Origin of the sequence: Nonomuraea sp. B5E05 (assembly GCF_039880665.1) — a bacterium.
In the GTDB taxonomy this organism is placed as follows: Bacteria; Actinomycetota; Actinomycetes; order Streptosporangiales; family Streptosporangiaceae; genus Nonomuraea.
Genome location: NZ_JBDPMJ010000020.1, coordinates 1 through 13,891 on the forward strand (window position 1 = coordinate 1; position 13,891 = coordinate 13,891).

The window sequence follows — 13,891 nt, forward strand, 5'->3', positions numbered from 1 at the left end:
TGGCCAGCGTCAACCGGCCGTCACGCCAGCGGAACGCCGAGCGGGTGTACTCCGCCGACGCCCGGGACTTCTTCCGGGACTTGAACGTGGGGTACTTGGCGCGCTTGGCGAAGAAGTTCGCGAACGCGGCCTGAAGATGCCGGAGCGCCTGCTGAAGAGGGACCGACGACACCTCGGACAGGAAGTCGTGGTCGCCGCTGCGCTTCCATTCCGTCAGGCGCGCGGAGGACTCCACGTAGGAGACGCGGCGGCCTTCCATGGTGTAGGCGCGGGTGCGCTCTTCGAGTGCCTTGTTGTAGACGAGGCGGACGCAGCCGAACGTCCGGTCAAGCTCGGAGGCTTGCTCGGGGGTCGGGTAGAAGCGGTACTTGTAGGCCCGCTTCACGATCTGCGCCACGCCTCACATGCTACCCCACGATCAGCTAAGGGACGCGCGTGTGTTCGATACGCCGGTTCGCCTGACGGCGAATCGGCTGCCCCTGTCCTGCTCCGCAGGGGTCCGATTCCTCCCCCGCCTGAAGGCGGGGGTTTCCACGGAGGTATCTGATGAACGGTTTCGTCCACACCCTCACGGCGATGCCGACGGCGCGTCAGGCCGGCTGCCTGACGCGCGCTGCGCCTCGCCGTACCCACCGAGGCGTCGCGCGGGTGTGTCCAGGTTGTTTTCGGTGCATGAACGTCATGGGGTGAAGCGGTAGCCCATGCCGGGTTCGGTGATCAGGTGAACCGGGTGGGCGGGGTCGCGTTCGAGCTTCTTGCGAAGCTGGGCCATGTACTGGCGCAGGTAATGGGTTTCCTTGACGTGTTTGCTGCCCCATACTTCGGCCAGCAGGTAGCGCTGGGGGATGAGCTTTCCGGGGTTGCGGAGCAGGATTTCCAGGATGTGCCATTCCGTGGGGGTGAGCCGTATGCCCGGCGAGACGGTCTTGCGGGTCAGGTCCACGGTGTGGTCGCCTATTTCGATGCTGGCCAGTTCGGCCTCGTGGACGGTGGCTCGGCGGGCGACGGCTCGGATGCGGGCGAGGAATTCGTCGATGCCGAACGGCTTGGTGACGTAGTCGTCGGCTCCCGCGTCCAGGGCTTCGATCTTGTCGGCGCTGCCGGCCCGGCCCGACAGGACGACGATAGGGATCTTGGTCCAGCCGCGCAGGCCGTGGATGACGTCGATGCCGTCCATGTCGGGCAACCCGAGGTCGAGGACGACGAGATCGGGATGCCACTCGGCGGCTTCACGCAGGCCGGAGCCGCCGTCGGCGGCGACCGCCACCTCATAGTGGCGGGCGGCCAGGTTGATGCGCAGTGCGCGCAGGATCTGCGGCTCGTCGTCGACGACGAGGATCTTGGTCATGGAGTCACCGCCCGGAGTCGATCGGCATTCTGATGATCATCGTGAGTCCGCCTCCTGGCGTCTCTTCGGGGATGAGGGCACCGCCCATGGCCTCGGTGAGGCCGCGTGACAGCGCGAGGCCGAGGCCGACGCCGGTGCCGTTGTCGCGGTCGCCGAGCCGCTGAAACGGCAGGAAGACCCGCTCGTACGCCTCGGGCGGGATGCCGGGGCCGCGGTCGATGACGCGGATCTCCACCTGGTCGTCGTGCCAGCTGGCGGTGACCAGGACCAGCTGCGCGGGCGGGCTGTAGCGGACGGCGTTGCTCATCAGGTTGACCAGCACTCGTTCGAGCAGGGCCGGGTCGGCGACGATCTCGGGCAGGTCGACGGGGATGTCGCCCTCGACCCGGTCGCGCAGCGGCCCGAGGTCGTCGATGGCGTGGGGGACGACCTCTTCCGGGGCGAGTGGCTGGAGGGAGATCCCGAGTGCGCCCGCCTGCAGGCGGCTCATGTCGAGCAGGTTCTCCACCAGCCGGTCCAGCCTGGCCAGGGACTCGTCGGCGGTGGCCAGCAGCTCGTCGCGGTCCTCCGGAGTCCAGTCGACCTCGTGGCTGCGCAGGCTCTCGACGGCGGCTTTGGCCGCCGACAGCGGGGTGCGCAGGTCATGGCTGACGGCCGCCAGCAGCGCGGTGCGCATCCGGTCGGCCTCGGCCAGCGGCTTGGCCTGTTCCGCCTCCCGTTGCAGGCGTTCCTGGCGCAGCGCGACGGCCGCCTCGGCGGCGAACGCCTCCAGCACCCGCCGGTCGCTGGCATCCAGCAGCCGTCCCCGCGCGGCGAGCACCAGTTGGTCACTGATGGTCACGTCGGTGTCGGCCGCGGCGGGGGTGGTGCAGGGCGCGGAGCCGGAGGTGGCGATGATGCGCCAGGCGCCGGCTTCGAACTGATCGTCCGGCGTGGGCTCGCCGACGCGTTCGAGCAGAGTGACCGAGTCCAGGGCGAACGTCTCGCGCAGTCGCCCGAGCAAGGAGGACAGTGCCGCCTCGCCGCGCAGTACGTGCCCGGCGAGGGTGGACAGCGTCGCGGCGTCGGCGCGGGCGCGGGCCATCTCCCGGGAACGCCGGGCGGCCAGGTCGACGATCGCGCTGACGGCGGTCGCCATCAGAACGAACACCACCAGGGCGAGAAGGTTCTCCGGGTCCTCAATGGTCCAGGTGTACAGGGGAGGGGTGAAGAACCGGTTGAGCAGGAGGAAGCCTCCGATCGCCGCAGTGATCGCCGGCCAGGTTCCACCGATCAGCGCGATCCCGATGACCAGGCTCAGGAACAGCAGGATCTCGGTGGGCAGCGAGAGCACACCGCGAAGCGGGGCGAGCGCGGCGGTCAGCAGCGGCAGGCCCGCCACCGCGACCGCCCAGCCGGCCAGCCTGCGCTTCCTGGTGAGCGCGGCCCGGGAGCGCTCGGGGTGGCGGCGGCCCTTCTTGGCCTCCTCGTGGGTGACCAGGTGGACATCGATGGAGCCGGACAGGGCCGTGGTCTCGACCCCGACGCCACGGGAGAAGATCTGGGCGAAGCGCCCCCTTCTCGACGCTCCCAGTACGAGCTGGGTGGCGTTGACGCCGCCGGCGAAGTCGAGCAGGGCGCGCGGGATGTCGTCGCCGACGACCTGGTGGTAGGTGCCGCCCATGCTTTCGACCAGGGCGCGCTGGCGGGCCAGGTTAGCCGGGTCGCCGCCGTCCAGCCCGTCGGCGCTGGTGACGTGGACGGCCAGCAGGTCGGCGCCCTTCGTGCGGGCGGCGATGCGCGCGGCCCGGCGTACCAGCGTGTCGCCTTCCGGGCCGCCGGTAAGCGCAACCACCACGCGCTCGCGCGCCTCCCAGGTGCTGTCGATGCCGTGGTCGGCGCGGTAACGGTCGAGCTGCTCGTCGACCTTGCCGGCGACCCAGAGCAGGGCGAGTTCGCGCAGCGCGGTCAGGTTGCCCACCCTGAAGTAGTTGGACAGCGCGGCGTCCACCTTCTCCGGGGCGTAGACGTTGCCGTGCGCCAGGCGGCGGCGCAGCGCCTCAGGGGACATGTCGACCAGCTCGATCTGGTCGGCTCGCCGCACCACCTCGTCGGGCACGGTCTCGCGCTGCGGGATGCCGGTGATCTCCCGCACGACGTCGTTGACCGACTCCAGGTGCTGGATGTTCACCGTGGAGATGACGTCGATACCGGCGTCGAGGATGTCGTCGATGTCCTGCCAGCGCTTGACGTTCTTCGAGCCGGGCACGTTGGTGTGGGCCAGCTCGTCGATCAGGGCCGCCTTCGGCGCGCGGGCGATGACGGCGTCCACGTCCAACTCGGTGAAGGTGGCCCCTCGGTAGACCAGCGTCTTGCGGGGGATCGCCTCCAGGCCCTCCAACAGGGCGGCCGTGCGGGAGCGGCCGTGGGTCTCGACGAACCCCACGACCACGTCCCGGCCGCGCTCACAGGCCCGGCGGCCCTCGCCGAGCATCGCGTACGTCTTGCCCACCCCGGGGGCCGCCCCCAGGTAGACCCGTAGGCGACCCCTTTTCATGAGCGGTCGAGTGCGAGGTTGAGTTCGAGCACGTTCACCGCCGGCTCGCCCATGAAGCCGAGCGCCCGACCGGCGGTGTGCTCCTTGATGAGCTGCTCGACCCTGGTCTGGTGGAGACCGCGTTCCTTGGCCACGCGCGGCGCCTGCAACTCGGCATACGCCAGCGAGATGTGCGGGTCGAGGCCGGAGGCGCTGGCCGTGGCCGCGTCGGAGGGCACGGCCGGGGTTCCCGCTTTCCCTCTGACCGGCACGGTCTTTCCGGCCGCGTAGTCCTCGCCCGGCCTGGCGCACTCCACCTTCAGGCCCTGGTACGCGGTCACGAACGGGGTGGCCGGGCAGGCCTGGTTGACGCTCACGGCACGGTCGGGGAACACCTTGAGCACCGCGCCCACCCCGTCCGGGGTGCAGTACGGCCGGGCGCCGCTGACGCCCTCCAGCTCGCCGACCGCCTTGGAGCGAGCGCACACCTGGGTGAGCAGCGACCGCTTACCCTCGTCCTTCGTGCCGGGCACCGGCAGGACGTCCACGACATCCTCGGGGCCCAGATTGCTGGCGCTGGTCGAGGTGGGATCGTAGCCGTCCCCGGCGGCCGACGGGCGGGACTGGAAGTACGTCCTGACCGGTTTGCCGCCGGCGTCAGTGAAGGACTGGCCGATCAGCGCGCTACCGATGACCTTGCCGTCCTTCTCGACGAGCGAGCCGTTGGCGTTCCCGTTGAACAGCGCCTGGGCCAGGCCGGTGGCGGCCAGGGGGTAGATGAGGCCGGTGACCGCCGTGAGCACGAGCAGCGCGCGCAGCGCGGCGAGGTGCTGGCGGACCCAGCTGGGCATGCGGTCCATTTATGACATCCCCGGAAGGAACTGAATCAGAAGATCGATGAGTTTGATGCCCATGAACGGCACCACGATGCCACCCAGGCCGTAGACGTACAGGTTGCGCGACAGCAGTTTGGAGGCGCTGGTGGGCCGGTAGCGGACCCCACGCAGCGCCAGCGGGATCAACGCGATGATCACGAGGGCGTTGAAGACGACCGCCGACAGAATCGCCGACTGAGGGCTGGCCAGGCGCATGATGTTGAGCGCGTCCAGGCCCGGGTAGACCGCCGCGAACATCGCCGGGATGATGGCGAAGTACTTGGCGATGTCGTTGGCGATCGAGAACGTCGTCAGCGCGCCCCGCGTGATGAGCAGTTGCTTGCCGATCTCGACGATCTCGATGAGCTTGGTCGGGTTGGAGTCCAGGTCGACCATGTTCCCCGCCTCCTTGGCGGCGGACGTGCCGGTGTTCATGGCCACGCCGACGTCGGACTGAGCCAGGGCGGGGGCGTCGTTGGTGCCGTCACCGGTCATGGCGACCAGGCGGCCTCCCTCCTGCTCCCGCCTGATCAGTGCCAGCTTGTCCTCGGGGGTGGCCTCGGCCAGGAAGTCGTCCACCCCGGCCTCGTCGGCGATGGCCTTGGCGGTCAGCGGGTTGTCGCCGGTGATCATGACGGTGCGGATGCCCACGCGGCGCATCTCGTCGAAGCGTTCCCGCATGCCGGCCTTCACCACGTCCTTGAGATGCACGACGCCCAGCACCCGGCCCTTCTCGGCGACGACCAGCGGGGTGCCGCCGGAGCCGGAGATGCCGTCCACGATGTGCCCGACCTCGTCCGTGGGGTGGCCGCCGGCGTCGCGCACCCACTTCATGACCGCGGTGGCCGCGCCCTTGCGGACCTCGCGGCCGTCCACATTCACCCCGGACATGCGGGTCTGTGCGGTGAACGGCACCCACTCGGCGTGGGCCAGCGCGCCCGGCCGGCGCTCGCGCAGCCCGTAGGCCTGCTTGGCGTAGACCACGATGGAGCGGCCCTCGGGGGTCTCGTCGGCCAGGCTCGACAGCTGTGCGGCCTCGGCCAGCTCGGCCTCGCTCACCCCGTCCACCACCACGAACTCCGACGCCTGCCGGTTGCCCAGGGTGATGGTGCCGGTCTTGTCCAGCAGCAGCGTGGACACATCCCCTGCCGCCTCGACCGCGCGGCCGGACATGGCGAGCACGTTGCGCTGCACCAGGCGGTCCATGCCGGCGATGCCGATGGCCGACAGCAGCGCGCCGATCGTGGTGGGGATCAGGCAGACGATCAGCGACACCAGCACGATGCCGCTCACCCCGTCGCCGGTCAGGGCGAGCGAGTCCGGCACGCCGGGGTTGATGGACTTGGAGTAGATGGCCAATGGCTGCATCGTGGCGGCGGCGACCAGGAAAATGATCGTCAGGGCGGCGAGCAGGATGTTGAGCGCGATCTCGTTCGGCGTCTTCTGCCGGTTCGCGCCCTCCACCAGCGCGATCATGCGGTCGACGAAACTCTCGCCGGGTTTCTGCGTGATCCGCACGATGATCCGGTCGGACAGCACCTTCGTGCCACCGGTCACCGCCGAGCGGTCGCCGCCGGACTCGCGGATCACCGGCGCGGACTCGCCGGTGATGGCCGACTCATCGACCGACGCGATGCCCTCCACCACATCGCCGTCGCCGGGGATGATCTCCCCGGCCTCAACGACCACGAAGTCGCCCTGCCTGAGTTCGGGCGCGCCGACCACGTCCCACTCGGCCGAGGTGCGGCTCTTGAGCCGGCGGGCGGTGGTGTCGCGCTTGGTTGCCCGCAACGTGGCGGCCTGCGCCTTGCCTCGCCCCTCGGCCACCGCCTCGGCCAGGTTGGCGAAGACGACGGTCAGCCACAGCCACACCACGATCGCCCAGGCGAACCAGGAGGGATCGCCGATCGCCAGGACGGTGGTGAAGACCGCGCCGATCTCGACGATGAACATCACCGGGTTGCGCCACATGGTGGCCGGGTTGAGCTTCTTCACCGCGTCCGGCAGCGATCGGATCATCTGCTTGGGATCGAGCAGCCCGCCGCCCACCTTTCCACCCTTGGGTGCGGGGGTACGGCCCGGAGCCTGCACTGTCGACGTGGACATGGCTAGCGAATTCCTTCCGCGAGCGGCCCGAGCGCCAGCGCGGGCAGGAAGGTGAGGGCCACCAGGATGATCGTCACGCCGACGACCATGCCGACGAACTGCGGCCGGTGGGTGGGCAGCGTGCCCACGCCCGCCGGAACGGGCGCCTGCTGGGCCAGGGAGCCGGCCAGCGCCAGGGTCAGCACGATGGGCAGGAATCGGCCGAGAGCCATGCACGCTCCGAGTGTGGTGTTGTGGAACGGGGTGTTCACGCTGACCCCGGCGAAGGCGGAGCCGTTGTTGTTGGACGCCGAGGTGTAGGCGTACAGGATCTCCGACAGGCCGTGCGGGCCGCTGTTCAGCATCGCTGCCCGTCCCGTCGCGGTGGCCATCGCCACCGCCGTGCCGACCAGCACCAACGCCGGGGTGACGAGGAAGTACAGCGAGGCGAGCTTGATCTCGCGGGCGCCGATCTTCTTGCCCAGGTATTCAGGGGTGCGGCCGACCATCAGCCCGGCCACGAAAACGGTGATCACGGCGAGGATCAGCATGCCGTACAGGCCCGCGCCGACGCCGCCGGGAGCGACCTCGCCGAGCAGCATGTTGACGATCAGCATGCCGCCGCCGAGCGCGGTGTAGGAGTCGTGGAAGGAATCGACCGAGCCGGTACTGGTCAGGGTGGTGGAGGAGGCGAACATGGCCGAGTTCGACACGCCGAAGCGCGCCTCGCGGCCCTCCATCGCCGTCCCCACGGCCTGCGGCACTGTGCCGCTCGCGCTCATTTCGGCCCAGTTGGTCAGTGTCACGCTGATCAAGAAGATGCTCGCCATCACCGCGACGATGGCGTAGCCCTGCCGGTTGTCGCCGACCATCCGGCCGAAGGTGCGCGGCAGCGAGAACGAGATCACCAACAGAAGGAAGATCGTCAGCCAGTTGGTCCACGATGTCGGGTTCTCGAACGGGTGGGCCGAGTTGACGTTGAAGATGCCGCCGCCGTTGGTGCCCAGATCCTTTATCGCCTCCTGTGAGGCGGCCGCGGCCGGGGTGAACGTCTGCTCCCCGCCTGTCAGCGTCGTCCACGTGCTGTGATCGGCGAACGTCTGGATCGTGCCACCGGCCACCAGTGCCAGCGCCGCGACGAAGGCGATCGGCAGCAGGATGCGGATCGTGCCGCGGACCAGGTCCGTCCAGAAGTTGCCCAGCGTGTCGCTCTTCGTGCGGGCGAACCCGCGCACCAGCGCGATCGCCACCGCCATGCCGACCGCGGCGGAGACGAAGTTCTGCACCGCCAGGCCCGCGGTCTGCACCACGTGGCCCATCGTGGACTCGCCGGAATAGGCCTGCCAGTTGGTGTTGGTGACGAAGCTGACCGCGGTGTTCCAAGCCGGCGCCGGCTGCACCGGCTCCATGCCCAGGGACAGGAACAGGTGGTTCTGCAGCCGCTGCAGGCCGTACAGGAACAGGATCGACACCACCGAGAACGCCAGCACGCTACGCGCGTAGACGCCCCAGCGTTGCTCGCTGCCGGGTCGTACGCCTGTCAGCCGGTAGATCACCCGCTCGACCCGCGCGTGCCTGGTGCCGGTGTAGACGCGGTACATGTAGTCGCCCAGCGGCCGGTAGCACAGCGCGAGAGCGAGCAGCAGGGACGCGATGAACAAGATCCCGGCCAGGGTCGAGGACATCAGAACCGCTCCGGGAACAGCAGGGCCGCGACCACGAAGACCACCAGGCCGACAATCACGACCAGGCCTGCGGCGTTGACGGCGTTCACAGCCGCTCCGCCGCCTTCACGACCAGCCCGAGGATCACGAAGACCGCGATCGTCAGGCCGACGAAGATGACGTCTGTCATCCTCACTCCTCCACTGGGTGATAGGTGTTTCGCCCGCCGGAGCGGGCGGCGTTAAGGCAAGCAAATCCCGGAATTTCAGACGTCTTGCTGTTCTTGACGGCTTTTATACGACTAGAGCCTGATAATTGACGCCATCGCTACGCCCGGGCGTGCGCCGGGCGATCAGCGAATCCCGCGATGATCTCGGAACCGGCGCCCGTGCGGCTGGGCAAGGTCAGACGTGCGGCAGCCGGACGGCGCTGTCCTTGGCGACCACGGTCCGCATCTCGTGGTGCTGAGCCGGTGGCAGCAGGCCGCCGGTCGCGATCGCCTGGAGAAGGTGGGCGAGGTCCTTGGTGGTGGAGACGATGCCGCCGGCCGCCCAGCCCTATGAGGTGTTGAGCGCGGTGACGTCGATGGGCGGCTTGGGGCCAGGGCGGGCTCAGGCGTAGCGCCAGAATCCGGTCCGAGCCTCCCGAAGGACTGTCCCGCCCGTCAGGCGATCAGCCGATGACGAAGGGGAGGCGCGCGGCCAGGTCTCCCAGCTCGGCCTTCTCCGCGCCGGCAGGGGCACGTCGTCCGGTGCCGACCAGCAGTGCGTCCTTGTCGGAGAACGACGGGGGGAACGCGGTCCCGGCGATCTGCTCCAGCATCTCCCTGGACCGGGCGAGCCCTTCCGCGGGCGGATCCTCCGCGTCGGGCAGGTGCGCGATCAGGTCGAGGTGGTGCAGCGTCCACTCCAGGACGTACGCCGACAGGTAGTCGCCCGCGGTGAGGACCATGTCCTGGGTGGCGACCCGCCGGCGCGGGTCGGCGAGTTCGGCTGCGCGGCCGGCGGCGGAGCCGACGTCGTCGAGGTGGAATTTGAGCAGCCGCGGCTCTTCGTACGCGGCGGCCAGCCGGACGATCAGCGCGTCGAGCGGGTCGTCACCGGTCGGGGGCGTCGAGCCGACCTTCCAGTAGGTCACCGCGTCGCAGGTCGGGTCCTTCTCCGCAGGGGTCACGAGCGTGATCAGAACGTCCTGGGCGTCGATGATCAGATGACACGCGAGGTCCCGCACGAGCCAGCCGGCGCAGCCGGACGGCCGGGCGAAGTTCTCGTCCGGCAGGTCGGCGACCGCCGTGCGCAACGCCGTCCAAGAGCGCGAGAAGAGATCCATGCCGCCACCGTAGTGCGGCGCCGCGAAAGCCAACAAACGCCCCGTGAAGGGCGGCGCGCCCACCCGGCCGGCCGGGCGCTCACGGCTTGTCCTGCATCGAGGCCAGGACCTCCAGGTAGTGCGGGTCGCCCAAAAGTGCTCATCAACTGACTACTTTGTTCTCCCTTCGCGTAAGGGGACCTGCGCACCGACGGGCAGCAGTTCCGGGCGTTTGGCGGTGCGGTGGTCACCGGAGGAACGGCCACGCAGGCGCCGGCCGGCCCAGGGGCCGAGGAAGCCGGCGACCCAGCGCAGCTCCGCGCCCGCGGCGCGCCACCAGGGCAGGGCGGGCTCGGGCGGCAGGGGATGCGTCCATGCGTCGCTGCTCCCGGGCAACTCCAGCGCGTGGGCGACCGCCGCGGCGATGCGTTCGTGCCCGAGCGGGCCGGCGTGCAGCCGGTCGGGGCTCCACAACCGGGCGTCCGTGACGACCGGGTGGTGGGCGGTCTCGGCGACGACGACCCCGTGGCGGCGGGCCGCGGCGCGGATGCGCTGGTTGAGCGCGGCGGCCCGGGGACTGAAGGGGCGGGCGAGCGGGGTGATCCGCGCCAGGTCGGGGAAGGTGACGGTGGCCACACGGGCGCCCTGGGCGGTGAGCGCGGCGAACATCGCCTCCAGGTGGCCGCCCACCTCGTCGGCGTCGAACCGGGGCCGGAGCAGGTCGTTGACCCCGGCGACGACGGTGGCCAGGTCGGGGCGCAGGGCGAGGGCCGGCCGGAGTTGTTCGGCGTGGACCTGGGCGGCCACGCGCCCGCGCACGGCCAGGTTGGCGTACTGGAGGCCGGGAACGGCGGAGGCGAGCTGCTCGGCGAGCCGGTCGGCCCACCCGCGCAGGCCGTTGGCGTCGTCGCCGTCGCCGAGCCCTTCGGTCTGGCTGTCACCCAGCGCGACGTAACGCAGGTAGTCACCCTCGCGCATGCGCCGTCCGCCTCTCTTCCAGGATCGCCGCGCTCCGGCGGCACCAGTCACGGTTGCCCTGCTCGAACGCGATGCCGCGCAGGCACGTCAGGTAGGGGCCGACGCGCTCGCCGTGGCGCAGGAACTCCTCCTCGCTCATGCCGCCGCGCAGCTTCCGCAGCAGGCCGCCGAGCAGCTCGATCTTGGCGTCGGCGAACGCGGCCCGCTCCGTGAGCTGCTCGATGAGCGCGCCGGCGGCGACGTGGTCGGCGGCCTGGACCTTCACGAGCAGGTCGTCGCGGATGAACGAGGGTTTGTCGGCGGTCGCCGCGAACCGCTCCAGCTCGGCCAGGCCGGCGTCGGTCACGGTGAACAGGCGCTTGTTGGGCCGGGTGTCCTGCACCACCTCCCGGCCGCTGACCAGCCCGTCGCGCTCCAGCCGGGCGAGCTCGGCGTAGAGCTGCTGGGGAAGGGCGTGCCAGAAGTTGGCCACGCCCAGGCCGAACGCCTTGGCCAGCTGGTATCCGCTGAGCTCCTCGTCCAGCAGTGCCGCCAGCACGGCGTGCCGCAACGCCATCGCGACGTCCTCCTCTTCCCGTACGAACACCGCCATGATAGTCAAGAAACTGACTATTCGCTTTTTTTACCAGGAAGGACGGCCATGACCGCCACCGACCGTTTCAGGGCCGCCGTCGAGCGGCGCGATCTCGCCGCGCTGGACGAGCTGTTCACCGACGACGTCCGCCTCTACAGCCCGGTGACGTTCACCCCCTTCGAGGGCAAGCCCGCCGTCCTGGGGCTGTTCGGCGTGCTGCTGCGCGTCTTCGAGGACTTCCGGTACGTCGGCCGCCTCGACGGCGCCGCCCAGACCGGCGCCGACGGCGCCGAGACCCCGTCGATCGTCCTGGTCTTCCGGGCCACCGTGCGTGGCAGGCAGATCCACGGCATCGACCTCATCTACCTGGACGAGGCCGGCCTGATCAAGGAGTTCACGGTGATGGTGCGCCCGAAGTCCGCGGTCGAAGCGCTGGGCGAGGCGGTCCTCGACGGCCTCGTCGCCGACGGCCTCGTACCGGCGCGCTGAGCTCCCGGGAGCTACCCGGGCGTCGCGGACGTGCCGGCGTCCTTCCCCGCGCGCTGACCAGGCGTGCCGGCGTGCTTCGCGGTCCCGCCCGCTGTCTCGCCGGCGATGATCCCGATCGCCTGGCGCACGGCCTCGGCCTGCGCCGGAGCCAGCCCGTCGAGGATCGGCTCGAGCAGCGCCCGATCCCACCCGTGCGCGCCCAGCCCGGAATCGGCCAGCAGGTGCTCCATGCTGTAGTCGGCGAGCGAGCGGGCCAGCGGCGCAATCCTGGGGTCGCCGGGCTCGGCGTCGGCCAGTTCGTCCAGCCTGCGGTAGAACTCGTGCCCGATGGCCGTCACCTCCGGATCGGCGGCCAGCGTTTCCAGCTGCGCGAAGGCGCGGCTCCTGCCGGGCTCGCCGGCCACGCTGTCCATCAGCACCAGCAGCTCGCGGTCCCAGGCCGCCGCCTTCGACTCGGGCAGGCCCACCACGCGCAGGAACGCCACCAGGTCGGGCGAGGCGATGTCGTCGGGGTCCAGCGACCCCGTCCCGGCCTGCCTGAGCACCTCCGCCAGCTTCGCCCGCCGCTCCCGGATCTCCCCTTCCTGCCTGGCCAGATCCGCGTCGATCTCGGCCAGGATCTCGGTCAGCTCCCTCGCCCGGTCGTCGGCGATCACGTCTCGTGCCTCGTCCAGGCTCAGCCCGAGCTGGACCAGGCGGCGTACGCGGGCCAGGGCGACGGCGTCGCGCATGCCGTAGTGGCGGTAGCCGTTGGCCCGGCGCGGCGGCTCCGGCAGGACGCCCTGTTGGTGGTAGTGGCGCACCGTCCGGGTCGACACCCCGAGCAGCGCGGCCAGCTCTCCGATCCGCATGCCCCTAGTAAAGCCGGTGACGCCGGGCCCCGGCCCACCGGCCACGGCGAAACCATATCGGCGGCCGGTACGTCCGAATAAATGAGTGGCACCCGCCGGCGACCGCCGGTTAATGTTTACTCCGTCGAGATCGGAAACGTCAGGAAAGGCCAGTCATGCGATACGCGGTCACCACCCTGGAGCGGGGACGGCGCGGCTGCCGCCGACTTGTGGTGCTCGGCTGCGGCCTGGCCGGGCAGGCTTCTGGATAAATTCTCGCCACGTGCATCCAGAGGCCGCCGGATCCCATCGGGCGGCCTTTTCTCTTGTCCATGCCCGCATACGGGCCGACGCCTTTTGACAATTCCATGAGCGCATCACGCCGCAGAGGCCGAACGGGTAAGGCAGCTGGCTTCCACCCAGCAGGACGGGGTTCGAGCCCCCGCTGCGGCTCCACGCGTCCGTAGCCCAACGGGAGAGGCGCCGGCCTCAGGAGCCGGGTGTTGCGGGTTCGAATCCCGCCGGACGTACGAACCTCGACGCATGTCGAGGCAGGCCCCGTTGGTCTAGCGGTCAGGACGCCCGGCTTTCACCCGGGAGAACACCGGTTCAAATCCGGTACGGGGTGCTACCACTATGTTTTTTCCGGCCCTATAGCTCAATGGAGAGAGCGCCGGCCTACGAAGCCGGGTCCGTTGCAGGTTCGAATCCTGCTGGGGCCACTTAACCAAACCACGGCCTGTAGCTCAGGTGGTCAGAGCGCCGGTCTTACGAACCGGGCGTCGCAGGTTCGACTCCTGCCGGGCCGACCACTATTTTCCCCGCGCGCGAGCTGGGCACAGGTGAGCCCACCCGGCTGTAAACCGGGCGCTTCGGCTGTGGCGGTTCGACTCCGTCCTCGCGCACGATCCGCCTCGACGTGATGGGGGCCGAGGCGGGCCCGGCGCAGTCCGCGGGTGCGGAGGTAGGCCTGCAAAGCCGTCCGTGCGAGTTCGACTCTCGCCTGCGTCTCCACTGGTCGCCGCCGTGCGGCTTGACAGTGTCATGAGCATATGGGCGTAATGATGGCCGCGTCGCGTGTCGCCCGCCCGAGGACGCAGGGCGGCATGGAGGCGCCGGATCCAAGGGGATGACGCCGTGACCAGCCACGACATCGGTGCTGCCTGAGCACACCGCCCCCGTGCGTCGTCCCATGCCCCAGGTGGTGTCCTGACCCGCCCGTGCC

At 70.0% G+C, this 13,891-nt stretch carries 12 protein-coding genes and 7 tRNA genes; 8 read left to right on the forward strand and 11 right to left on the reverse strand.

The window, feature by feature from the left end; genetic code table 11:
- The 10 genes from ABGB01_RS31180 to ABGB01_RS31225 form a co-directional block, all read right to left on the reverse strand.
- Nucleotides 1-397, reverse strand: a 397-nt coding sequence (locus tag ABGB01_RS31180) for a transposase (protein ID WP_347777081.1), incomplete at its 3' end; no start/stop codon positions are given.
- Nucleotides 398-679: 282 nt separating this feature from the next.
- Nucleotides 680-1,348: a response regulator gene (locus ABGB01_RS31185; RefSeq protein ID WP_347777082.1), complete on the reverse strand. Its 669-nt coding sequence runs from the start codon at nt 1,346-1,348 to the stop codon at nt 680-682.
- Nucleotides 1,349-1,352: 4 nt separating this feature from the next.
- On the reverse strand, nt 1,353-3,884 hold the full coding sequence (locus ABGB01_RS31190) for a sensor histidine kinase KdpD (protein WP_347777083.1): 2,532 nt from the start codon (nt 3,882-3,884) through the stop codon (nt 1,353-1,355).
- On the reverse strand, nt 3,881-4,723 hold the full coding sequence (locus ABGB01_RS31195) for a potassium-transporting ATPase subunit C (RefSeq protein ID WP_347777084.1): 843 nt from the start codon (nt 4,721-4,723) through the stop codon (nt 3,881-3,883). The genes ABGB01_RS31190 and ABGB01_RS31195 overlap by 4 nt, the downstream gene beginning before the upstream one ends.
- Nucleotides 4,724-6,757, reverse strand: coding sequence for a potassium-transporting ATPase subunit KdpB (gene kdpB / locus ABGB01_RS31200; RefSeq protein WP_347777250.1), 2,034 nt, complete (start codon nt 6,755-6,757; stop codon nt 4,724-4,726). It lies immediately after the preceding gene.
- Between the two features lie 89 nt (nt 6,758-6,846).
- Nucleotides 6,847-8,508, reverse strand: a complete 1,662-nt coding sequence (kdpA, locus tag ABGB01_RS31205; protein ID WP_347777085.1) for a potassium-transporting ATPase subunit KdpA — start codon at nt 8,506-8,508, stop codon at nt 6,847-6,849.
- Nucleotides 8,508-8,597, reverse strand: a complete 90-nt coding sequence (kdpF, locus tag ABGB01_RS31210; RefSeq protein WP_347777086.1) for a K(+)-transporting ATPase subunit F — start codon at nt 8,595-8,597, stop codon at nt 8,508-8,510. Before kdpF ends, kdpA begins: the two co-directional genes overlap by 1 nt.
- A gap of 562 nt (nt 8,598-9,159) precedes the next feature.
- Nucleotides 9,160-9,816: a maleylpyruvate isomerase N-terminal domain-containing protein gene (locus ABGB01_RS31215; RefSeq protein WP_347777087.1), complete on the reverse strand. Its 657-nt coding sequence runs from the start codon at nt 9,814-9,816 to the stop codon at nt 9,160-9,162.
- 150 nt (nt 9,817-9,966) lie between these two features.
- On the reverse strand, nt 9,967-10,773 hold the full coding sequence (locus ABGB01_RS31220; protein WP_347777088.1) for an SGNH/GDSL hydrolase family protein: 807 nt from the start codon (nt 10,771-10,773) through the stop codon (nt 9,967-9,969).
- Entirely contained in the window at nt 10,760-11,365 is a 606-nt protein-coding gene (locus ABGB01_RS31225) for a PadR family transcriptional regulator (protein ID WP_347777251.1), read from the reverse strand. The genes ABGB01_RS31220 and ABGB01_RS31225 overlap by 14 nt, the downstream gene beginning before the upstream one ends.
- A 48-nt stretch (nt 11,366-11,413) precedes the next feature.
- Here ABGB01_RS31225 and ABGB01_RS31230 point away from each other — a divergent pair, with 48 nt between their 5' ends.
- Nucleotides 11,414-11,836, forward strand: a complete 423-nt coding sequence (locus tag ABGB01_RS31230; RefSeq protein ID WP_347777089.1) for a nuclear transport factor 2 family protein — start codon at nt 11,414-11,416, stop codon at nt 11,834-11,836.
- Between the two features lie 11 nt (nt 11,837-11,847).
- Here ABGB01_RS31230 and ABGB01_RS31235 read toward each other — a convergent pair whose 3' ends face one another.
- The gene (locus tag ABGB01_RS31235; RefSeq protein ID WP_347777090.1) at nt 11,848-12,687 is read right to left on the reverse strand and encodes a MerR family transcriptional regulator; all 840 of its coding nucleotides are present in this window, start codon (nt 12,685-12,687) and stop codon (nt 11,848-11,850) included.
- 360 nt (nt 12,688-13,047) lie between these two features.
- On the opposite strand from ABGB01_RS31235, the gene ABGB01_RS31240 reads away from it, so the two are divergent.
- From ABGB01_RS31240 to ABGB01_RS31270, 7 genes are all read left to right on the forward strand, one after another.
- Nucleotides 13,048-13,122, forward strand: a tRNA-Gly gene (locus ABGB01_RS31240).
- 1 nt (nt 13,123) lies between these two features.
- A tRNA-Leu gene (locus ABGB01_RS31245) sits at nt 13,124-13,196 on the forward strand.
- Nucleotides 13,197-13,221: 25 nt separating this feature from the next.
- Nucleotides 13,222-13,294: transfer RNA gene (locus tag ABGB01_RS31250), tRNA-Glu, on the forward strand.
- A gap of 19 nt (nt 13,295-13,313) precedes the next feature.
- A tRNA-Arg gene (locus tag ABGB01_RS31255) sits at nt 13,314-13,388 on the forward strand.
- Between the two features lie 13 nt (nt 13,389-13,401).
- Nucleotides 13,402-13,478 (forward strand) — tRNA-Val (locus ABGB01_RS31260).
- 13 nt (nt 13,479-13,491) lie between these two features.
- Nucleotides 13,492-13,571 (forward strand) — tRNA-Tyr (locus ABGB01_RS31265).
- A 37-nt stretch (nt 13,572-13,608) separates the two neighbouring features.
- A tRNA-OTHER gene (locus ABGB01_RS31270) sits at nt 13,609-13,680 on the forward strand.
- Nucleotides 13,681-13,891 lie beyond the last annotated feature (211 nt).

Bases quoted from the DNA above. Each gene is read 5' to 3' on its own strand.
- ABGB01_RS31185 (WP_347777082.1), bottom strand. From the start codon at position 1,348: ATGACCAAGATCCTCGTCGTCGACGACGAGCCGCAGATCCTGCGCGCA.
- ABGB01_RS31190 (WP_347777083.1), bottom strand. From the start codon at position 3,884: ATGAAAAGGGGTCGCCTACGGGTCTACCTGGGGGCGGCCCCCGGGGTG.
- ABGB01_RS31195 (WP_347777084.1), bottom strand. From the start codon at position 4,723: ATGGACCGCATGCCCAGCTGGGTCCGCCAGCACCTCGCCGCGCTGCGC.
- kdpB (WP_347777250.1), bottom strand. From the start codon at position 6,757: ATGATCCGATCGCTGCCGGACGCGGTGAAGAAGCTCAACCCGGCCACC.
- kdpA (WP_347777085.1), bottom strand. From the start codon at position 8,508: ATGTCCTCGACCCTGGCCGGGATCTTGTTCATCGCGTCCCTGCTGCTC.
- ABGB01_RS31215 (WP_347777087.1), bottom strand. From the start codon at position 9,816: ATGGATCTCTTCTCGCGCTCTTGGACGGCGTTGCGCACGGCGGTCGCC.
- ABGB01_RS31220 (WP_347777088.1), bottom strand. From the start codon at position 10,773: ATGCGCGAGGGTGACTACCTGCGTTACGTCGCGCTGGGTGACAGCCAG.
- ABGB01_RS31225 (WP_347777251.1), bottom strand. From the start codon at position 11,365: ATGGCGGTGTTCGTACGGGAAGAGGAGGACGTCGCGATGGCGTTGCGG.
- ABGB01_RS31230 (WP_347777089.1), top strand. From the start codon at position 11,414: ATGACCGCCACCGACCGTTTCAGGGCCGCCGTCGAGCGGCGCGATCTC.
- ABGB01_RS31235 (WP_347777090.1), bottom strand. From the start codon at position 12,687: ATGCGGATCGGAGAGCTGGCCGCGCTGCTCGGGGTGTCGACCCGGACG.